Raw genomic sequence first — 19,658 nt, 5'->3', positions numbered from 1 at the left:
CGAGGACGAAGACCGGGAATATGCGCCCCGGGGTGGGACTTCCAAACGTGGTCCGAAAGTCAAGCTCATCGCAGCGGCCGTCCCACCATACAGCCACGCTGCACGCGCTGGTGAACCTGGAGAACCTCGTGCGATCCAGCTCTCATGAAAAGCGACGCTGTATCTACAATGCATCCATGCACCAGACGGTGCCGCCTTCACGCCGCAGCCTGCGGGAGCGGCGGCTGCCCGCCTGCGAAGCGCCGCCGCTGGCTGCCAGCGATGTAAGGAGATGGGGGCACCGGTGCGACAGACGCCGCTTGTCTCGCCGTGTTTCTTGTCGCTAGGCTCTTGCCTGGTTTCGCCACACACCCGTACAGTCGGGGAACGTAGTCAACCTTTCGAGTAGCGTGAATCCTGCACCGAACGCCTTACCCACCGGCCCGGCCGAGCTCGGACCCGGGTCCGTGCTGGGTCGTTACGAGCTGCTGCTGCCGATCGCAGCAGGCGGCATGGCCATGGTGTGGGCGGCGCGGCTGAAGGGGACGCGCGGCTTCCAGAAGATCGTCGCCGTCAAGACGATGCTGCCGCAGCTCTCCGAGGACGACCAGTTCGAGCGCATGTTCCTCCTGGAGGCGTCGCTCGCGTCACAGATCCGCCACCCGCACGCCGTCGAGATCCTCGATCTCGGCGAGCAGGACGGCGTGCTGTTCCTGGCCATGGAGTGGATCGACGGCGTCCCGCTCAGCCAGGTGATGAAGGTCGCGAAGCGGCGGACGGGCGTGCCGATCCCGATCGCCGTGCGCATCGTGATGCAGGCCTGCGCCGGCCTGCACGCCGCGCACGAGCTCAAGGACAACAGCGGCAACCTCGTCGGCCTGGTGCACCGCGACATCTCCCCGCAGAACATCCTGGTCACGTACAACGGCATGGCCAAGGTGGTGGACTTCGGCGTGGCCAAGGCCACCGCGTTCAACGACAGCACGACGCGGGCCGGCCAGCTCAAGGGCAAGGTGAGCTACACGGCGCCGGAGCAGGTGCGCGGCGACGCGATCGACCGGCGCGTCGACGTGTTCGCGATGGGCATCGTGCTCTACGTGCTCACCACCGGCAAACACCCGTTCCGCAGGGAATCCGAGGGCGCGACGCTGTTCGCCATCTCGTCACCGGACCCGGTGGTGGCGCCGCACACGTTCCTGGCCGACTACCCGGCGTCGCTCGAGGCCGTGCTGCTGCGCGCGCTCGAAAAAGAGCGCGACCAGCGCTACGCCACGGCCAACGAGCTGCTGCGCGCGCTCGACAAGGCGCTGCCGCCCGGCCAGCGCGCCGACGACGAGGACGTCGCCGATTTCATCCGCGAGCTGTTCGAGGAGCAGCAACAGCAAACGCGCGCGGCCCTCACCGAAGCGCTGGAGCGCGCCGACCGCCATCAGCTGAGCAACAACCTCGGCATCTCCGACGTGACCGGCACGAGTCACTCGGTGGTGAGCGCCTTCAAGACCGTCGACATCGACATCCGCCGGGCGACCCCGGACGAGGCCGGGACGAGCTCGCCCGACGACGAGATCCCTCCGTTCGCGCGCCCCAGGAGCCGCGCGCCGCTCGCCGTCGTGGTCCTCGGTCTCTTTGCCGCCGGCGTGCTCGCCGTGCTGCTGCTCCGAGGCGCCGACGCACCAGCCCCTCTTCCTTCCGTCGCCGCGCCCGCCGCCCCGGCCCCGGCGCCTCCCAAGGCGGAAGCGCCGGCGCCCGCGCCTCCCGAGGCGGAAGCGCCGGCGCCCGCGCCTCCCGAGGCGGAGGCGCCCCCTTCGACCGAGCCCGGCGCGCCCCCGGGCGAGCCCTCCGCCTCGGCCAGCGCAGCGCCGGCGCCGGCGCCGCGCCCGGTGTCACGCGCGGGCGCAGCGCCCCGCCGTCAGCACAAGCCCGCCGAGCAGATCGATCCGCCGAGCCCGACGCCGAAGCCCGCGCCGCCCAAGTCGTGGAAGCATGATCCGGGGTTCTAACTCCCTCAGAACGCTCCCGAGAGACTCGCGCCTATCTCGGAGCCGCCCGCGACGGGCACGAGCGTGAGCGAGGTCTTCGCGGGCTCTTTTGGCTTCTTCTTCTGAAGGAGCAAGAACGCGGTCGCCGTGCCGACCGCGGCGACGCCGACGCCGAGCGCCACCTGCGCGCCGTAGTGATAGAACTTGAGGTCGTCGTAGCGCGACCCCATGGAGGACGGGCACGACGTGCCGCCCGGACCGCAGGCGTCTTCGAGATCCTGGAGCGCTCCCTGGCGGAGCACGAACAACACGCCGGAGCCGATCAGGCTCGCGGCGCCGACGCCCCCGATGACGTACGGCACCACCTTGGACGGCGGCCTCTCCGGCAAGGCGCCCGCCTGGATCAGCACCTCTTGCGGCAACGCTTCGAGCGTCACCTCGACGCGCGTCACCCCCCCCTCCTTCAGCACCACCGTCTCCTGAAACGGTTTGTGATTGGGTGCCCTGGCGGTGAGCGCGTGAGGCCCGGGATCGAGCGGCACCTCGACGCCGATGGACGTACCCCCGAGGGCGACGCCGTCGAGCGCCATGGCCGCGGAGGCCGCCCCCTTGCCGCGTACGATGACGAGCTTCGGGATCCGGGCGCGCAGCCGGCCGATCGACTGCTCGACCTCGGCCCGAAAATCGGCCCCTACGGCGTCGGCCTCCGCGAGCGCCAGCTCGTAGCCACCGAGCGCGGCCACGAGCCGCCCCAGATTCTCCTCGCACACGGCGATGTGGAAGCGAACCTGCGGAGTCATCCGCACCTGGCCGACCTCGCGGAACCGCTGCAGGGCCGCGGCCCAGTTCCCCGCTTGCTCGAGCTCGGTCGCCTGCTGAAACAGCGCGCGAGCTCGCGTGAGCTCGTCGGCGTCCTGGGCGAGCGCGGGCGCCTCGAGCAGCAGCAGCACCGCCGCGACGCGGAACATTCGTGGAAAATTCCTCACCGCCGCGACGCGGAACATTCGCGGGAAATTCCTCATGCGAGGCTCGCCATAGTGACTTGCCGTCTCCGCTGCTGTCAACGTGGCGGCGCGGCCTTCGCGGCGCGCGACGCCGCGCCGCGTCGTCGTCGGAGGTGCGAGCGTGCCGCAGCGCCCCGCGCGCGGATCCTGAAGACGTCTCGATTTGTGGCCACGAAATCCGCCAGAGAATGATATTTTTGTCGTTGGATGTCGACCCCGAGCTCTCTTCGTTGCTTCGCGCTGCTCCGCGCGTTCTCGGCCGCCGCGCTGGCGGCGGGGATCTCCGCCGTCTCGTGCAGCGTGCCGGACTTCGAGTTCGCGCCGCCCGACCCCGGCCTGCCGGCGCACTGTACCGACGACACGCAGTCCGACGGCGAGACGGGCCTGAACTGCGGCGGCGAGTGCGATCCGTGCCCGCTCGGCTCCGGCTGCGACGCGAGCCGCGACTGCGCCGAGGGCGAGTGCATCGACGGCATTTGCCAGGAAGCGGGTTGCATGAACGGCGCCCGCGACGGCTCGGAGTCGGACGTCGATTGCGGCGGCAGCTGCGACAGGAAGTGCGCGACCGACCAGCGCTGCAACCGGGCCAGCGACTGCGAGAGCGGCGTGTGCCAGGAGGGCCTGTGCGTCGGGGCGACCTGCACCGACGGCGTGCACAACGGCACCGAGAGCGACGTGGACTGCGGCGCCGACTGCGAGGGCTGCGAGGACGGCAAGGCTTGCCGATCGAGCAGGGACTGCCTCAGCGACGATTGCATCGACGGGGTGTGCGGCCCCACGTGTTCGGACGGCTACGTCAACTGCGATCGCCAGGCCGCGGGGGAGTGCGAGGTGAACGTGCGCACCGACGCGGACAACTGCGGCGACTGCGGCCAGAAGTGCGCGCTGCCGCACGCGACGGCCGAGTGCCAGGGCGGCGCCTGCAGGGTCAAGGAGTGCGAGGCGCCTTACGCCGACTGCGACGGCGATCCCGAGAACGGCTGCGAGGTGGACACCTCGACCGACTCGAGCCACTGCGGCAAGTGCGACGAGCTGTGCCCGGCCGTGAACGGCGACGCGTACTGCGAGGCGTCGGAGTGCAAGGTCGAGTGCAACGAGGGGTTCACCGACTGCAACGGCCTGGTCGGCGACGGCTGCGAGAGGGCGACCACCCGCGACGTGTTGAACTGCGGCGGGTGCGGCGTCGAGTGCGTGCCCGAGAAGGGCGGCAGGCCCTGGTGCCGCGACGGCGGGTGCGGCGAGACGGTTTGCCCGGTCGGCCAGGGCGACTGCAACGGTGACCCCGAGGACGGCTGCGAGGTGGATCTGGCCGCCGATCCGGAGAACTGCGGCACGTGCGGCGGCCTGTGCACGGTCGCCAACGGCACCGGCAAATGCACGCCCACCGGTTGCGCCATCGGGAGCTGCGAGCCGGGCTTCGCCGACTGCGACGGCCGCTACGAGAACGGCTGCGAGACCAACACGGAGACGAGCCTCAGCCACTGCGGCGGCTGCGGCGAGACCTGCACCGTCGCCGGCGGCACCCCGAAATGCGAGGACGGCGCCTGCAAGGTGAGGACCTGCGACAGCGGACGGGGCGACTGCGACGGCAACCCGGACAACGGCTGCGAGACGAACGTCAACACCAACCAGACCCACTGCGGCGCCTGCGCGGCCGCCGGCGGCGTCGACTGCAACACCATCTACGCGAACGCCACCGCGACCTGCCAGAACGGCGCCTGCGCCTTCGTCGGCTGCAAGGCGGACTACGACAACTGCAACAGCTCGCTGACCGACGGCTGCGAGGCCAACGTCAGGACCGACGAGGGGCACTGCGGCGGCTGCGGCACCCGGTGCAACACCATCCACACCACCAGCAACCAGTGCATCGACGGCACCTGCAACCCGGTGTGCACGACCGCGCAGTACGATGAATGCGGGGTGCCGGAGAACGGCTGCAACATCGACCTGTGGAACGACGAGAACAACTGCCTCGGCTGCAACCTCGTGTGCCAGAGCGGGGCCAGCGCCCACGTCCTCAGCAACGAGTGCAGCTCGTCGGGCTGCAGCCCGGTGTGCAGCGGCCTGTGGCGCGACTGCGACGGCAACGGCATGAACGGCTGCGAGAAGGACGTCTCCGGCGACATCGACGCCTGCGGCGGTTGCAACAGCCGGTGCCTCCAGGCGCACGCGAGCGCCACCGCCTGCAGGAGCGGCACCTGCGTGCCCACCTGCGACCCGGGCTGGAAGGCCTGCGGCGACCCGCGCGACGGCTGCACGACCCAGCTCGGCACCGCCAGCAACTGCGGCGACTGCGGCCACGTGTGCTCGGGGACGAGGTCCATCTGCTCGAACGGCAACTGCGTCGTCACGCCGGACATCATCGTCGTCAACTCGGGCACGACCGGCAGCGTGAGCTCCAGCGGGTCGTCGACGCCCATCGTCAACATGACCCACGCGCTGCAGACGCCGCGGGACAACGATCGCATGGTCCTGGTCGGGGTCGTCGCCTCCGAGAACTCGCTCGTGCCGGTGAGCGTCACCTACGACGGCACGCCGATGACGCTCTTCAACACGCAGCAGGTGCGGGGCGAGGACAACGCCGCGGCGCACATCTACTACCTCCTGGACAGCCAGCTTCCGGCCGCCACCGGCAACAAGCCCGTGGTGGTGCGAATGGCGAGCTCGGCCAGCTGGGGCATGTACTTCGCCAACGTGGTGGAGCTGAAGGGCGTGCATCAGTCGAACCCGTTCGCGAGCACCACCTCGACCGGCACCCACGCCAGCGCGACGGACTGCGGCGGCACGGCGTCCCGAGGGGTCAGCACCAGCTTCAGCGCGACCGGCTCGTTCGTGTACACGGTGATGGCGGCGCGCAACGGCAACGCCGGCGCCACCCTCAGCCCCACCGCGGCGACCTCCATCATGAGCCTGCGCCTGACGTCTCCGGCGACCATGCTCGCGCTGGCCGGCTACCTCGTGGCCGACTCCAGCACCACCCTCTCCTGGACGATGGGCGGCTGCTGGAGCACCGCCGGCGTCGGCGTCGCCGTGCGGCGCGCCGGCGGCGGCTGAGCCCCTCGGGGCGCTACGCTCCGCGCGGCGGCTCGCGCGGAGCGGCCGGCGGCGAGCGGGGCATGACCGAGAGCGGCAGGTGGCTGACGCGCCCTGTCGCTGGCTGGCGCGGCGTGAGGCCTAGGCCTCGGAGGGGACGCACGTCGCGCCGCCGCTGCGTTCCTGCGCGATCCGAGCGGCGAGCCGGCTTCGCGGCGCGGCGTCGCCGAGGCGCAGCGGGATGCGCACGGATCGGACGCAACTCGCGCGCTCCATGCGAGCGACCTCATGTACATTCGGCGCTCGGGGACTGCTTGATCCCGCGGCCCGGGAGGCGACGATGAATCGACACACGAAGGCGATGCTGGCGGCGCTCGCGATCGCGTTGGCCCATGGCTGCAGCGATCCGTCGAAGCCTGAGGGGAACGCCACCGCCGGCAGTGGCACGGCTGGCGACGGCGGAGGCGACAGCTCCGGCGGCGCCAGCGGCTCCGGCGGCAACAACGCCGGCGGCGCCAGCGGCTCCGGCGGCAACAACGCCGGCGGCGACGCGAGCTCGGATGGCGGCGCCGGTGCCCATGGCGACGGCGGTTCCTCGGCCACGCTCGGCTCTGGTGGGTCGACCGCTGCCAGCGGTGGAGCTGGCCCGGGCGGGGGAGCCCAGGGTGGAGCTGACCCTGGAGGCGCAGGAGGCCTCGGCGAGGGGGGGGCCACGGGGGGTGGCGATGGCAATACGGGTGGCGGCGGCGAAGTCCCTGCCTGGGATGCCGACGACTGCATGCTGCCGCTGGGCGTTCCTCCTGTGCTCCGTGAGGAATACAACTACTCACATGCGGCGGGGGTCGGCGACTTCGATGGCGACGGCCGGCTCGACATCGTCGCCGCGGGCACCAACTTCCTGGACTGGCACTTCGTCAACATCCGGCGCGGCAAGGGCAACGGCGTCTTCGCTGCCCCGGTGGGGTACGGCGTAGCCCAGGACTCGGAGGCCCTCGCGGTGGGCGATGTCAACGGCGACGGCAAGCTCGACGTGGTCACCGCGCACCAGGACGCCGACACCTTGAGCGTCCTGCTGGGAAGGGGCAATGGCAGGTTCGACCCCGCCAGCTCGCTCGACGGTGGAAGCCAACCCAGCGCGGTCGCGATCGCGGACGTCACCGGGGATACACGAGCAGACATCGTGGCGGCTTACTACGGGAGCGGCAATGTTCGAATTTTTGCCGGCACCGCGAGCGGCTCGTTCACGGCCCTTTCATCCATCCGTCTCGACGGCCAACTCTCGTCGCTCGCGGTCGTCGACGTGAACGGCGACGGAACGCTCGACATCCTCACGAGCGGGCGGGCCGTGTCTGCCGCCAACGTGCACGTGCTCCTGGGCACGGGTAGCGGAACCTTCGCCACGCCAGCCACGTACGCATTTTCCCCGCAGCAGCTTTCCGGCGTCGCCGCGGGTGACTTCGACGAGAACGGCAGCGTCGACCTGGTCGTCACCGTGTCAGGGAGCTTCGTCGCGATCCTGCCGGGCACGGGCAACGGCAGCTTCTCGGCCACGCCGACGTACCACAGCGTGGGGCAGGGCCCGAGGGCCGTCGCGGTGCATGACTTCAACAAGGACGGCCACCTCGACATCGCCACGGCAAACTATACGAGCCACGACGTCACGATCCTGAATGGCGCCGGCGACGGTCAGTTCCCCACGAGCGCGACGTACTTCGTCGGCGGAAGCCCACGGACCTTGACGGTCGGGGACGTGAGCGGCGACGGCGCGGCCGATCTCGTGATCGCCCAAGGGCACGTGGTCACGCTGCTGGCCGATGGCAAGGGCGGATTCGGTGCCCAATCGAGGGTCGCCGCCGGGGCGAAGCCCAGCGCCGTCGCGGTCGGTGACTTCAACAGCGACACGCGACTCGACGTGGCGGTGGCGAACAAGACGTCGAAGACGGTGAGCGTGTCGCTGGCGTCTTCGACCTACGGATTCCCGACGCCGACGTCGTACAACGTCGGCACCGATCCCGTCGCGCTCGCGGCTGGGGACCTCACGGGCGACGGCGCGCTCGACATCGTCGTCGCGAACAAGGGCGACCACTCCATCAACGTGCTCGCGGGCAGCGGCGCGGGGTCGTTCACCGTTCGCTCGGCGACTGGGGCGGGCGTCGGTATCAACGCGCTCGCCCTCGGGGACGTCGACGACAGCGGCACGCTCGACGTCGTGACAGGCAACGAGCAAGGTGGGAGCGTCAGCGTCCTGCTCGGGGCAGGAGGCGGTGCGCTGGCCGCGCCCGAATCGATCTCGCTGTTCTCGAGGACCACGGCCGTGGCGCTCGGACACCTCGACGCCGACGCGAACCTCGACCTGCTCTTCGCGACCAGCTCCCCGCAGCAAACCAGCGTCCTGCTCGGCAAGGGCGACGGCACCTTCGATCTCGGAGACTCCTATCCGCACTCCAGGCCGCTCGCGATCGCGACGGCCGACTTCAACGGCGATGCAGTGCTCGACTATGCGACGCTCGGGGCCGGCGGCATCTCCGTCCATCTCGGCGTCGGCGATGGAACCTTCGGCTCGCCGTTCAGAACTTCGCAGCATATGAGTGATCCGGCGGCGCTGGCGGCAGGAGATTTGAACCGCGACGGTCGGGTCGATCTCGTCGTTGCCCAGAGCAACAACATCGCGATCACCGTCTTCTTCGGCCTCGGCGACGGGACGTTCGCGACCGGGCTCGACTATCCGGCGGGCGTGAAGCCGGTCGGCGTCGCGCTCGGCGACTTGAACCGGGATGGCTGGCCCGACGTCGTGACCGCCAATCAAGACAGCGACGGCTTCGGCGTCCTCTGGAACCGCGGGATCGTCTGCGGCGCTCCGTGAGCTCGAGCAGCTTGGAGCGCCGAACAAGACCGGACCGAGCCAGGCGGCCGAGGGTGGGTGCAGCGCCAGGCGCGGGCCCCGCCGCTCACGGACGGGCGTCCAGGGGGGTACGGCGTGGGCCCCGCCGTGTTCAGCGACCAGACCGGGCTCAAATGTCGAAGCGACCCGACGCCTCGGGCTGGTAGACGATGCGCTGGATCCGGAGGCGTCGCGTGCGGCTCGGCGTGGGCCACTCCACCTCCTCGGTCTCGCGACAGCCGAGCAGCGCGAGCCCCATCGGCGCGAGCACCGAGATCCGGCCGCTCTTCACGTCGGCGGCCCCGGGGAACACCACGGTCATGCAGAGCTGCTCCTGCGTGTCGAGGTCGACGAGCTCGACCTTGGAGTTCATGGTGATCACGTTCGGCGGGATGTCCCCCGGCTTCACGACGTCCGCGCGCTCGATCTCGATCTCGAGCTCCTCCAGGTTCGGGGTGTCTCCCCCGGGCCGCTCGCGCATCGCTTCGATCAGCCGCACGAGCCGATCGCGATCAAATTCGGTGAGGACAATGGGGTTCGAGTGAGGTGCCATGAGCTGGGATCTCCTTGTGTCGTCGACTCGATCCGGGCTCGGCCGAAGGTCCGCGCCGGGTGAGCTGGCCGGCGCGAGTGCTTGTCCAGGTCGCCCGCGCAGGCCCCCTCGACGCCAGCCCGCTTCATCCCGGGAGCGGCCAGCGAAAGGCGCCGGATGGCCGCTCCCCTACGAGCGTGCGGGCGACCTCGGGCAGAGGAGCCGGGTTCGCAGGGAAATGAGCGCGCTACGCGCGCCGCGGCTAGGCCACGAACGCGACGCGACGAGGTGCAGGCAGGCGCTCATTCCACGGGGACCGTAACACGACGCTCCTCCGCGGGCCACGACAAGGGAGCGGCGCGTCCGGCAAGCCGTCCCGTTTTCCACCTCCCGGACCGGCTCGTCCACCGGCCGGGCTCGCGCCGGATCGCCGCGGGAGCCCGCGGCCCGAGCTCGTCGGCCGAGCAAGCCTCGGACGAGTCGGACAGCACCGCGACGATCACGCCGGGATTCCTCAGCGTGTCGGCCCCCCGTGTCCTCGAACACGGGCTCATCGAGGGGGCGGGCCGGGATCGCGCGTGACGTCGAAGCGGCCGGGATCGCGTCGGGGCTTGTACACACGGGCTGAACAGGCGGGCGGAACGCGCTCGCTGAACGCACGGACGGAGCGGCGGGACCCGCGCCTCGGCGCGCGCGCGGACGTGTCAACCCCAGGAATGCGTGGATCCAGCGCACGCCGCACCTTCCACTACCCGGGGTGCCGGCGTACGATCCGCCGTGATGCTCTCTCCTACAGCGGTCGCGTTCGATCTCGACGGCACGCTGATCGACAGCCGGGGCGACATCGTGGCGGCGATGAACCACGCGCTCGAAGCCACGGGACGCCTGCCGTTGCCAGGGCAGGTGATCGCCCGGTACGTGGGCGACGGCGCGCGCACGTTGTGCGCACGGGCGGCCAGGCTCCCGGAGTCGTCCGCGGCCGTCGAGGATCTGCTCCAGCGCTACCTCGCCTACTACCTGGAGCACCCCCTCGACTTCACCCGCTGGATGCCGGGCGCGCAGGAGATCATCGAGAAGCTCTCCGAGCTCACCGATCTGTCGCTCTGCGTCTGCACGAACAAGTCGCGCTCGGCGACCGAGGCGGTGCTCGCCGGGCTCGGGGTCCGCGCGCGCTTCCGCGCCGTGATCGCGGGCGACGACCTCGTCGAGAAGAAGCCGGCGCCCGAGCCGCTGCTCCGCCTCGCGCAGCGCCTCAACGTCCAGCCGGACCGGATGGTGATGGTCGGCGACGGCCCCCAGGACATCGAGTGCGCGCGCCGCGCCGGCGCGCGCTCGATCGGCGTCCTCGGCGGCATCGCCCAGGAGCAGGCGCTGCTCAGCGCGCGGCCCGACGTGCTCCTCCACAGCCTGAGCGAGCTCTGGGACGTCCTCCGTCGCTGGCGCGAGGCGACGACCCGGCTCTCCACGCTCCGCTAGCCGCGGGCCGCGCGCCACGCTCCGCCAGGCGCGCGCCACGCCCCGCCAGGCGCGCTCCGCGCTCCGCCAGGCGCGCGCCACGCCCCGCCAGGCGCGCTCCGCGCGCCTCAGGCCGCGACGCCCTCCGCGATCTCGCGCCCGAACGCGGTCGCGTTGAGGATCGCGCGCAGGCGCACGCGCGCCCGGTGCAGCCGCGAGCGCACCGCGCTCTCGCTCACGGCGAGCTTCTGCGCGATCTCCTGGAGGCCGAGGTCCTCGTGGTAGTGCGCCAGCACCACGTCGCGGTAGTCGTCCGGCAGCTCGCACAGCGCCTCGCGGACATACGCTTCCCGCTCCGCCGCCGACGCGGCGTCGTCCTCGCCGGTGGTGCTGCGCATCGTCGGCAGGAGGCCGAGCTCCTCGAAGTCGAGCCCCTCGACGATGCGGGCGCGCTGCCTTCGCTGCGACCGCATCAGCATCAGCGCCTCGTTCGCCGTCACCCGGAACAGCCACGTGGTGAAGCTCGAGTCGCCCCGGAACGAGCGGATCGTCCGCACCACCTGCAGCAGGGTCGACTGGACCAGGTCGAGCCGGTCCTCGTCGGACACCGGGTAGCGCGCGAGCTGCCGCTCCACGTGCGGACGGATGAGCCGCGTGAGCTCGTCGAGCGACTCCCGGTCGCCGTCCTTCGCCCTGCAGATCACCTCGGCGAGGGGGCTCCCGCTCGCGGCGCGGCACGCCGGGCGCGCGGAGACCGCGCCGGGCCGGGTGAAACCGCGCTGCGGCGCGGGGGCATCGGGCCTCTTGCTGGGGCTCGGAACATCGGTCGGAACGGCGGTCAGAGCCATGAACCATTCTCCGTCGAGGGCGCCGCGTGCGCATCCGGCCCACGGCCCGGTGGTGCGCTCCGATCAGCAAACGGCTTGCCACGGCAAGCTCAACGGACGTGCGCGCCACGTGCGCACAGGGTGCTCAGCCGGTATAAGCGGCCATCATGTCCAGCGACGCTCCGCGATGGGAAGCCCCCCGAGGGGGAGACCGCCTTGTTCCGATGCCGGAAGTGGACCGGCCCGCGCCGTCCGTCTCCACGCCCCCGCGCGCGCTCGCGCACCCGCTGCCCGCGGGCATGCGCGATCTGCTCCCGGAGGAGGCGCGGCGCCGGCGCGCGCTCGCCAAGCGGGTGCTCGACCACTTCGTCCTGCACGGCTACCAGCCGGTCGCGCTGCCGGCGTTCGAGTTCGCCGAGGTGCTCGAGCGCGGGCTCGGCACGCTGGACGCCGCGGACGTGCTGCGCTTCATCGAGCCCGAGTCGGGCGAGGTGGCAGCGCTGCGCCCCGACATGACCCCGCAGATCGCGCGGCTCGTGGCGACGCGGCTCGCCGACGCGCCCCGGCCGATCCGCCTCTGTTACGAGGGCACCGTCCTCCGGCGGCGCCAGGGGCGGGCGCGGCGCCACCGGCAGATCCCGCAGGCCGGCGTCGAGCTGTACGGCGTGAGCACGCTCGGGGGCGACCTGGAGATGCTCCGGCTCGCGGCCTCCTCGGTGCGCGAGGCCGGCCTCGACCGGTACGTGGTCGACCTCGGGCACGCGATGATCGCCCGCGCGCTGCTCGATGCCGTCCCGGCGGGCCTCGCCGCGGAGCTCTGCGAGGTGCTCGAGCAGAAGGACACGTCCCGCCTCGCCGCGGTGCTCGCGAGCCCGCGCGCGGCCGACGTCCCGCGCCGCATCGTGGACGCGATCGCCGCGCTCCCGGACCTCGCGGGCGGCGGCGAGGCCGACCCCGACGGCGCCGCGGTGTTCGACCGGGCCGCCCGCCTCCTCGACGGCACGCCCGCCGAGGCGCCGCTCGCGGAGCTGCGCGCGCTCTGGGACGCGGCGAGGACGAGCCCCGAGCTCGGCCCGGCGCTCCGGGTCGACCTCGGCGAGCTGCGTGGGCTCGCCTACTACACGGGCGCCATCTTCCACGTGCTCGCCGACGGCCCCGGGGAGCCGATCGCGGCGGGCGGGCGCTACGACGATCTGCTCTCCCGCTTCGGCCTGCCGATGCCGGCCGTCGGCTTCGCGCTGAACCTGGACGCGGTGGCCTGGGCGCGCGAGGTCGCCGGCGCCGCGGACGAGCCCGCGCCGCGGGTGCTCGTGGCGGTGCGGCCGGAGCGGGCCGAGCCGCTCGCGGCGGCGCTGCGGGCGCGCGGCGTGCCGGTCGTCGCGCACCCGCCGGACGAGGATCCGGAGGGGTACGCCCTGGCGTGGCGGTTCTCGCACCTCCTGCGCGAGCAGGACGGAAGGCTCGTGCTCTCGGCGCCGGGGGGCGGGCCAGCCGGTGCGAGCGCCGTGCCAGGAGGCCTCGACGACGCCGCCGTGGCCCAGGCGATCGTGCTGAAGACGACGGCCGCACATCCCGGTGACAAGTAGACGCTCGCTCGGCACGCCAGCCTGGGGTAAAGGCGAACGTGGACCTGGACGGAGCCGCTCGGCCTGACGAGCGAGCACAGGCTGGGCCAGGTGACCCGGGAGGAGCTTCGGAATGACCGCGATCGTGATCGTCGGCGCGCAGTGGGGCGACGAGGGCAAGGGAAAAGTCGTCGACCTCTACACGGAGAGCGCTGACCTCGTGGTGCGCTATGCCGGCGGGCCCAACGCCGGCCACACGCTGGTGGTGGGCAACGAGAAGCTCATCGTGCGGCTGATCCCGAGCGGCATCCTCCGCTCGAACGCACGCTGTGTGATGGCGCAGGGAATGGTGGTCGATCCAGGGGTGCTAGTCTCCGAGATCGACGCGGTGGAGGCGCGGGGGTGCTCGACCGAGGGGCGGCTGTTCGTCTCGGATCGGGCGCACCTCATCCTGCCGTTCCACCCGCTCATCGACACGCTGCGCGAGGCGGCGGCGGCCGACGGCGTGCGGCTCGGGACGACGAAGCGCGGCATCGGCCCGTGCTACGAGGACAAGGCGTCGCGGCGCGGGGCGCGGCTCGGCGATCTGCGCGACATGAAGCGGCTCGCGGCGCTCGTCGCGCGCTCGCTCGAGGCGTGGACGCCGACGCTGCGCGCGCTCGGCGGCGAGCCCCCGGCGCTCGACGCGATCCTCGACGAGCTCGCGCCGCTCGCGAAGCGGATCACGCCGATGCTGGCCGACACGTCGCAGCTCATCGACGGCGCCCTGCGCCGCGGCGAGCGCGTGCTGCTGGAGGGGGCGCAGGGGACGCTGCTCGACATCGATCACGGCACGTTCCCGTTCGTCACCTCGTCGTCGGCGATCGCGGGCGGCGCGTGCGTGGGGGCCGGGGTCGGCCCGACGCGCATCCGCCGCGTGCTCGGCCTCGCCAAGGCGTACTGCACGCGCGTGGGCGAGGGCCCGTTCCCAACCGAGCTCGGCGGCCCGCTGGGCGAGCGGCTGCGGACGGTCGGCGGCGAGTTCGGCTCGGTGACCGGTCGCCCGCGGCGGACCGGCTGGCTGGACCTGCCGGCGCTGCGCTACGCGGCGCGGGTGAACGGCCTCGACGGGATCGCGCTCACCAAGCTCGACGTGCTCACGGGCATGCCGGAGCTCAAGGTGTGCGTCGCCTACGACACGCCCTCGGGGCGGACGCGCGAGTTCCCCATCGACGAGCTCGCGACGGCCAAGCCGGTGCTCGAGCCGGTGGCCGAGTGGAGCGAGCCGCTCGACGCCGCCCGCTCGATGAGCGAGCTGCCCGCGGCCGCGCGGCAGTACGTCGAGATGGTCGAGAAGGAGACCGGCGTGCCGGTCGACGTGGTGTCGGTCGGCGCGGACCGCGACGCGACCATCGTGCGGCGCAACGCGTTCGCGTGAGGGGAGTCGGCGGCTGAGGGCGCCGTCGCCGGAGAGGGCGCCCCGCCGTCGAGGTGGGAGCGCCCGTCCGACGATTGCTTACGGCTTCGACGGGCGTCCCCGGCTATCGGCCTGACGACGGCGGCGCACCTCGAGAGAAGCGCCGAAGATCGAGAGCGGCATCGCGGACATGCACAGGATTGCGGCAATGCGCCGCGCGAAGTCGGCTTCCATCGACGCAGCGCCGATTGCAACACCCGCGCCAGCCGCCGCCAGGAGCCCAAGACCCACCTTCCCTCGGCCGCTCGCTTTGAAAGCAAGCCGGCATAGAGATGCCACGGCACAGAAAACGCCGAGGACGCCTAGCGGCATCGTCACATCGGGCGACGGTCCTGCCAACGAACGTCCCATCGCATACATGGCAGAAGCAAAAAGTACCATCGCCACGAGCCTAACGTTGGACCAAATCTGGTTGCGGGTCTTCATACTGTACCAGGGATCCGAATCCTGTTCGCAGCATGTAGTATCTCCATGGCGAGGTGATCCGGTGGACGTCGATGGTGCTGGAGCTGATGTCATCCCGGTAGATCTGCTCGAGCCGCAACGTCGCGGACACGACCGTCGCTGCAGCCGGCACCGGCGAGAAGTCGAAGCGGAGGATGGCGTACCGTACACCGAACTCGGCCAGGGTGCCGGTGCGAAGAAGCACGGTCGAATCGCGACCTGCGCGACATGAAGCGGCTCGCGGCGCTCGTCGCGCGCTCGCTCGAGGCGTGGGCGCTGACGCTGCGCGCGCTCGGCGGCGAGCCCCGGCGCTCGACGCGTACTGCACGCGCGTGGGCGAGGGCCCGTTCCCGACCGAGCTCGGCGGCCCGCTGGGCGAGCGGCTGCGGACGGTCGGCGGCGAGTTCGGCTCGGTGACCGGCCGCCCGCGGCGGACCGGCTGGCTGGACCTGCCGGCGCTGCGCTACGCGGCGCGGGTGAACGGCCTCGACGGGATCGCGCTCACCAAGCTCGACGTGCTCACGGGCATGCCGGAGCTCAAGGTGTGCGTCGCCTACGACACGCCCTCGGGGCGGACGCGCGAGTTCCCCATCGACGAGCTCGCGACGGCCAAGCCGGTGCTCGAGCCGGTGGCCGAGTGGAGCGAGCCGCTCGACGCCGCCCGCTCGATGAGCGAGCTGCCCGCGGCCGCGCGGCAGTACGTCGAGATGGTCGAGAAGGAGACCGGCGTGCCGGTCGACGTGGTGTCGGTCGGCGCGGACCGCGACGCGACCATCGTGCGGCGCAACGCGTTCGCCTGACCGCGTTGCGCCCGACGGGGGCGGACGCCGGCTCAGCGGGCCGGATGCGATGGCCCTCCGCCGCCCCGTCCGCGCGCCCTCGGAGCCGCGCGGGCGGGGCGCTGGCTCAGTCGATGTGCTCCGGGTCGAGCGCGTCGTTCGGCGCGCCCTGCCTGGCCCGGCGCCGCCCACGAACAACGAGCCACCCAATCTCTCGCGCGAACAGCGCGTTTCCTGCGACGGAGAGCAGGCCTACCGCCCCCAGCGAAGCCAGCTCGCGGAATTCCCCGTGCTGCACGCTGAACGCAACCGGAAACGGGAACCCCAACACGTGCACGTCTCCGTAAGAGAGCGGCACGTAGCTGAGCGCGATGCCGATCACCGCCGCAAGCCCCCGGTGCGCGGCGCGAAGACGTTGCGGCGGGTCCAGGGCTCGTCGCAGGCGCCAGAGGCCAACCACGACGAGGAGCCCGACAGGGACGGGCCAGAGCAGCGCGAGGTTCATTCCTGGTTGCGCGGGAGGGTGTGCCGAGCCGCACCGCACCCCGGAGAGGGTGTCCTCCGCGCGGGGTGGGGATCCTCGCCATAACGATGCGCGCGGCCCCGGTGTTCCCCTGCGGCGCCCGCCACGGCCCGCCCGGGGAGCATCCCCCGGAGAGGGCCTGCGGGTCACGTCGATGAGCGGGAGAAATGAATCGCCAAGGTGCCAGGCCAGGTCTCTGCGCCTGGCGTCCCTGGCACCTTGGCGGGCCGGAGTTCTGCTCTTTCAGGCGGGTTTACCCCGCTGGTCGCGCTAGCCGCCGCCCTGCTGGCCGGTCCCGCTGCCCTGGGTGCCTCCACCCTGGGTGCCTCCACCCTGAGTGCCTCCGCCCCGGGTGCCTCCACCCTGGGTGCCGCCACCCTGGGTGCCTCCGCCTGGCCTCGTGGAGCCCCCTGGCGTCATGGTGCCGCCCCCGGGGGCGCCGGTCCCGCCCGGCCCCGTGGTGCCGCCCGGCGTGCCGGTCCCGCCCGGCCCCGTGGTGCCGCCGGGGGTGCCGCCGGGGGTGCCGCCCGGCCTCGTGGTGCCGCTCCCGGGGGTGCCGGTCCCGCCCGGGCTGCCCCACTCGTGGGTGCCGCCGCGCGTGCCTGCGCCGCCCTGGGGACCCATTTCGCCCTCCGGCGCGCCCGTCTCCCCTCCTGGCGTCTCGCCTGTGCCCGGCGTTTCTCCCTCGGGGGCGCCCTCAGGTGCGCCTGTCTCGCCGCCCGTCTGCCCGGCGCCCGGCGCGCCCGTACGTTCACCGCCCCGGCTGCCCCCACAGGCCACCATGAGCGGCAACGCGGCCACGACTACCAGCAACATGCTTCGCATTGATGTGTCTCCCACGTCGTCTGCGTTCGCGGCTCGTGCCGAGCCGCCGGCGTTGAGGACGCGTCCTGCGCACGCGGGCCGCCCCAGCGAGGCCCGGCGTCGCGTCCCGCGCTCGACATGCTGGGGGCTGACCTCGACCCTCGGAATCGAGACAGGGCCGGAACCCTGCATCGGGGCACGCCCGATCGAGCGCCGTTGCCCGCCCCTTGCATGTGGCCATCACGGCCTGTGAGCGCGGAGCACGCATCCGTCGCGCCCGGCCGCACGCCGCGCGGCGCAGGGCGCGCGGCGCAGAAGAGAGGGTGACGCATGCGCGAAAGATTCCGGGATACGGTCGTCGTGATCACGGGCGCCTCGAGCGGTATTGGCCGCGCGACGGCGCTGGAGTTCGCCAGGCGAGGCGCCGCGGTCACGCTGGCGGCCAGGCGGGAGCAGCCGCTGCGCGAGGTCGCCGCCGAGTGCGAGCAGGCAGGGGGCAAGGCGCTCGTCGTGCCCGCCGACGTCACGAACGAGGCCGTGGTCATGGAGATCGCGCGGCGCACCGTCGAGGCCTTTGGCCGGATCGACGTCTGGGTCAACAACGCGGCGGTGACGCTCTTCGGCCTGTTCGAACAGACGCCCTCCGAGCCCTACCGACGCGTCATCGAGACCAACCTGTTCGGCTACATCCACGGCGCCCGCGCCGCGCTCGCGCAGTTCCGGCGGCAGGGCAGCGGCGTGCTCATCAACGTCGCGTCCATGGTGTCCAGGCTCTCGGAGCCCTACGTCAGCGCCTATGTCGCGTCGAAGCACGCGATTCGCGGGCTGTCCCAGAGCCTCCGGCAGGAGCTCGAGGTGCTGCGGGCCCGCGATATCCACGTGTGCGTCGTCATGCCCGCGACGATCGACACCCCCCTCTTCCAGCACGCCGGCAACTACACGGGACGCGCGCCCAGGGCCATGCCCCCGGTCTATCCACCGGAGCGCGTGGCGCGCGCCATCGTTCGTCTGGCACGGACACCGCGGCGAGAGGTCTATGTGGGGGGCTCGGCGCTCCAGCTCGCCCTGCTGTCCTTCCTGGCGCCGGGCCTCACCGAGCGCCTGCTCGCCCGGACCGTCGACCGGCTGCACCTGCAACACGGGCGGACGGCCTACGCGACGAACGGCAACCTGTTCACGCCGCTGGTGGAGGGGACGACGGTGAGCGGCGGATGGAAGCCGCGGGGCAAGAAGCGGCTCCTGCGCGCCGCGGTCGTCGGGCTGGCCGCGCTCGCGCCGGCGATGCTGGGGCTGCTGTGGCTCCGCCCGCGGCTCCTCGCCGCCCGGTGACCGCGCGCTCGCGCCCGCCGGGAGCCGCGCTGTCGCAAAACGACACACGCGCTGACCTGGGTCCGGCGGCCGCGCTGGCCGGGCGCGTGGTCTCCAAGAAATCGGCTCTCGCCTCGGTTGCGGACCGTCGCACCGGCTCTAGGGAAGCCGAGGGACGATCGTGAAGAGCCATGTCCGGAGCACAGGACGGGCAGCGCCATCGGCGTCCCGGAAACGCGCCGGTCGCCGGTGATCCGATCCGGCACGTCGCCGCCGCACAACCGGTGAGGTCAGCATGACTGGACGAAAGAGGCTTGCAGGGAAGCGGATAGCAGCGCTCGCAGCGGACGGGTTCGAGCAGCTCGAGCTGACGGTGCCGATGAAGGCGCTCCGCGCCGAGGGCGCGGAGGTGGAGGTCGTCTCGCTTCGCCGGGGCAAGATCCGCGGGATGAACCTGCACGAGCCCGGCAAGAGGGTGCATGTCGACCGGACGCTCGACGAGGCGGATCCGGCCGTGTACGACGCGCTGCTCCTGCCGGGGGGGTTCATCAGCCCGGATCTTCTCCGGCAGAGCGAGGAGGCGCGCCGGTTCGTGCGTGCCTTCGACGATCAAAGAAAGCCCATGGCGACCCTCTGTCACGGCCCCTGGCTGCTCGTCTCGGCGGAGCTCGTGAGCGGCAGGCAGCTCGCGTCCTGGCCTGGCATCCGCGACGACATCGTGCATGCCGGCGGCGTGTGGCGCGACGAGGAGGCGGTGCGCGACGGCAACTGGCTATCGAGCCGCGGGCCGCAGGATCTGCCCGCGTTCGTGCGCGCGATGGTCGACCTGTTCGCCGAGGCCCACCCGATTCACGCCGCCGCGTCGCCGCTCGCCGTCCAGTCGGCCCCGCAGCGGACGTCGCCCCCGCTCGCGGCGCTCGGCGCGGCCGCGTTCCTGCCGAGCCCGTCGAGGGCGCGACGCGTCTTGCGCGGCGCGGCGGCGCTCGCGGTGGGAGGCCTCGCGGTGCTCGCGTTGCGCCGGGTGGTCCTCGCGTAGGACCGCAGCAGGCAACGGTGGGCTGGGACTGGGCGTTGGGCCTCGCCATACCG

The 19,658-nt window shown here is 72.1% G+C and carries 15 protein-coding genes and 1 pseudogene; 9 read left to right on the top strand and 7 right to left on the bottom strand.

The features are described 5' to 3' along the window. Positions 1-446: 446 nt before the first annotated feature. Positions 447-1,979, top strand: coding sequence for a serine/threonine-protein kinase (locus WMF31_RS40780; protein ID WP_436607275.1), 1,533 nt, complete (start codon positions 447-449; stop codon positions 1,977-1,979). A 5-nt stretch (positions 1,980-1,984) separates the two neighbouring features. On the opposite strand, the gene WMF31_RS40775 is transcribed toward WMF31_RS40780, so the two are convergent. Then, positions 1,985-2,926, bottom strand: coding sequence for a PEGA domain-containing protein (locus WMF31_RS40775; RefSeq protein WP_436607274.1), 942 nt, complete (start codon positions 2,924-2,926; stop codon positions 1,985-1,987). A 243-nt stretch (positions 2,927-3,169) separates the two neighbouring features. Between WMF31_RS40775 and WMF31_RS40770 the strand changes: the two genes are divergently transcribed. Both WMF31_RS40770 and WMF31_RS40765 read left to right on the top strand, forming a co-directional pair. Next, the gene (locus tag WMF31_RS40770; RefSeq protein ID WP_436607273.1) at positions 3,170-6,016 is read left to right on the top strand and encodes a hypothetical protein; all 2,847 of its coding nucleotides are present in this window, start codon (positions 3,170-3,172) and stop codon (positions 6,014-6,016) included. A 220-nt stretch (positions 6,017-6,236) separates the two neighbouring features. Then, positions 6,237-8,858 carry an FG-GAP repeat domain-containing protein gene (locus tag WMF31_RS40765; RefSeq protein WP_436607272.1) on the top strand — a complete coding sequence of 874 codons (2,622 nt, stop codon included), beginning with the start codon at positions 6,237-6,239 and terminating at the stop codon, positions 8,856-8,858. A 148-nt stretch (positions 8,859-9,006) separates the two neighbouring features. Here the strand turns inward: WMF31_RS40765 and rnk are convergent, their stop codons facing one another. Then, entirely contained in the window at positions 9,007-9,429 is a 423-nt protein-coding gene (rnk, locus tag WMF31_RS40760) for a nucleoside diphosphate kinase regulator (protein WP_129355789.1), read from the bottom strand. 759 nt (positions 9,430-10,188) lie between these two features. Here rnk and WMF31_RS40755 point away from each other — a divergent pair. Beyond that, positions 10,189-10,884: an HAD family hydrolase gene (locus tag WMF31_RS40755; RefSeq protein WP_436607271.1), complete on the top strand. Its 696-nt coding sequence runs from the start codon at positions 10,189-10,191 to the stop codon at positions 10,882-10,884. 107 nt (positions 10,885-10,991) lie between these two features. Here the strand turns inward: WMF31_RS40755 and WMF31_RS40750 are convergent, their stop codons facing one another. Then, positions 10,992-11,711, bottom strand: coding sequence for an RNA polymerase sigma factor (locus WMF31_RS40750; RefSeq protein ID WP_436607270.1), 720 nt, complete (start codon positions 11,709-11,711; stop codon positions 10,992-10,994). 203 nt (positions 11,712-11,914) lie between these two features. On the opposite strand from WMF31_RS40750, the gene hisZ reads away from it, so the two are divergent. After that, entirely contained in the window at positions 11,915-13,276 is a 1,362-nt protein-coding gene (gene hisZ, locus WMF31_RS40745) for an ATP phosphoribosyltransferase regulatory subunit (protein ID WP_436607269.1), read from the top strand. Between the two features lie 112 nt (positions 13,277-13,388). Further along, positions 13,389-14,672, top strand: coding sequence for an adenylosuccinate synthase (locus WMF31_RS40740; protein ID WP_436607268.1), 1,284 nt, complete (start codon positions 13,389-13,391; stop codon positions 14,670-14,672). A gap of 78 nt (positions 14,673-14,750) precedes the next feature. On the opposite strand, the gene WMF31_RS40735 is transcribed toward WMF31_RS40740, so the two are convergent. Both WMF31_RS40735 and WMF31_RS40730 read right to left on the bottom strand, forming a co-directional pair. Then, complete coding sequence (locus tag WMF31_RS40735) at positions 14,751-15,137, bottom strand: hypothetical protein (RefSeq protein ID WP_436607267.1); 387 nt, start codon at positions 15,135-15,137, stop codon at positions 14,751-14,753. Next, entirely contained in the window at positions 15,103-15,312 is a 210-nt protein-coding gene (locus WMF31_RS40730; RefSeq protein WP_436607595.1) for a hypothetical protein, read from the bottom strand. The genes WMF31_RS40735 and WMF31_RS40730 overlap by 35 nt, the downstream gene beginning before the upstream one ends. Here WMF31_RS40730 and WMF31_RS40725 point away from each other — a divergent pair. Further along, positions 15,292-15,955, top strand: a pseudogene (locus WMF31_RS40725) (adenylosuccinate synthetase); the annotation flags it as partial. The gene WMF31_RS40730 and the pseudogene WMF31_RS40725 sit on opposite strands and share 21 nt — an antisense overlap. Positions 15,956-16,061: 106 nt before the next feature. On the opposite strand, the gene WMF31_RS40720 reads toward WMF31_RS40725, so the two are convergent. Next, positions 16,062-16,439, bottom strand: coding sequence for a hypothetical protein (locus tag WMF31_RS40720; protein WP_436607266.1), 378 nt, complete (start codon positions 16,437-16,439; stop codon positions 16,062-16,064). A gap of 288 nt (positions 16,440-16,727) precedes the next feature. After that, on the bottom strand, positions 16,728-17,273 hold the full coding sequence (locus WMF31_RS40715; RefSeq protein ID WP_436607265.1) for a hypothetical protein: 546 nt from the start codon (positions 17,271-17,273) through the stop codon (positions 16,728-16,730). A 318-nt stretch (positions 17,274-17,591) separates the two neighbouring features. On the opposite strand from WMF31_RS40715, the gene WMF31_RS40710 reads away from it, so the two are divergent. After that, positions 17,592-18,590, top strand: coding sequence for an SDR family oxidoreductase (locus tag WMF31_RS40710; protein ID WP_436607264.1), 999 nt, complete (start codon positions 17,592-17,594; stop codon positions 18,588-18,590). Between the two features lie 274 nt (positions 18,591-18,864). Next, positions 18,865-19,605 (top strand): type 1 glutamine amidotransferase domain-containing protein, encoded by a 741-nt coding sequence (locus tag WMF31_RS40705; RefSeq protein ID WP_436607263.1) that lies wholly within the window; start codon positions 18,865-18,867, stop codon positions 19,603-19,605. Positions 19,606-19,658: the final 53 nt, after the last annotated feature.

It is taken from the genome of Sorangium sp. So ce1036 (assembly GCF_051369805.1).
In the GTDB taxonomy this organism is placed as follows: Bacteria; Myxococcota_A; Polyangia; order Polyangiales; family Polyangiaceae; genus Sorangium; species Sorangium cellulosum_F.
Note: the sequence above shows the minus strand (reverse complement) of the source record. Positions and strands in the feature narration are given on the sequence as shown.

Bases quoted from the DNA above. Each gene is read 5' to 3' on its own strand.
- WMF31_RS40765 (WP_436607272.1), top strand. From the start codon at position 6,237: ATGCGCACGGATCGGACGCAACTCGCGCGCTCCATGCGAGCGACCTCA.
- WMF31_RS40740 (WP_436607268.1), top strand. From the start codon at position 13,389: ATGACCGCGATCGTGATCGTCGGCGCGCAGTGGGGCGACGAGGGCAAG.
- WMF31_RS40750 (WP_436607270.1), bottom strand. From the start codon at position 11,711: ATGGCTCTGACCGCCGTTCCGACCGATGTTCCGAGCCCCAGCAAGAGG.
- WMF31_RS40715 (WP_436607265.1), bottom strand. From the start codon at position 17,273: ATGTTGCTGGTAGTCGTGGCCGCGTTGCCGCTCATGGTGGCCTGTGGG.
- hisZ (WP_436607269.1), top strand. From the start codon at position 11,915: ATGCCGGAAGTGGACCGGCCCGCGCCGTCCGTCTCCACGCCCCCGCGC.
- WMF31_RS40720 (WP_436607266.1), bottom strand. From the start codon at position 16,439: ATGAACCTCGCGCTGCTCTGGCCCGTCCCTGTCGGGCTCCTCGTCGTG.
- WMF31_RS40775 (WP_436607274.1), bottom strand. From the start codon at position 2,926: ATGTTCCGCGTCGCGGCGGTGCTGCTGCTGCTCGAGGCGCCCGCGCTC.
- rnk (WP_129355789.1), bottom strand. From the start codon at position 9,429: ATGGCACCTCACTCGAACCCCATTGTCCTCACCGAATTTGATCGCGAT.
- WMF31_RS40705 (WP_436607263.1), top strand. From the start codon at position 18,865: ATGACTGGACGAAAGAGGCTTGCAGGGAAGCGGATAGCAGCGCTCGCA.
- WMF31_RS40770 (WP_436607273.1), top strand. From the start codon at position 3,170: ATGTCGACCCCGAGCTCTCTTCGTTGCTTCGCGCTGCTCCGCGCGTTC.
- WMF31_RS40710 (WP_436607264.1), top strand. From the start codon at position 17,592: ATGCGCGAAAGATTCCGGGATACGGTCGTCGTGATCACGGGCGCCTCG.
- WMF31_RS40755 (WP_436607271.1), top strand. From the start codon at position 10,189: ATGCTCTCTCCTACAGCGGTCGCGTTCGATCTCGACGGCACGCTGATC.
- WMF31_RS40735 (WP_436607267.1), bottom strand. From the start codon at position 15,137: ATGAAGACCCGCAACCAGATTTGGTCCAACGTTAGGCTCGTGGCGATG.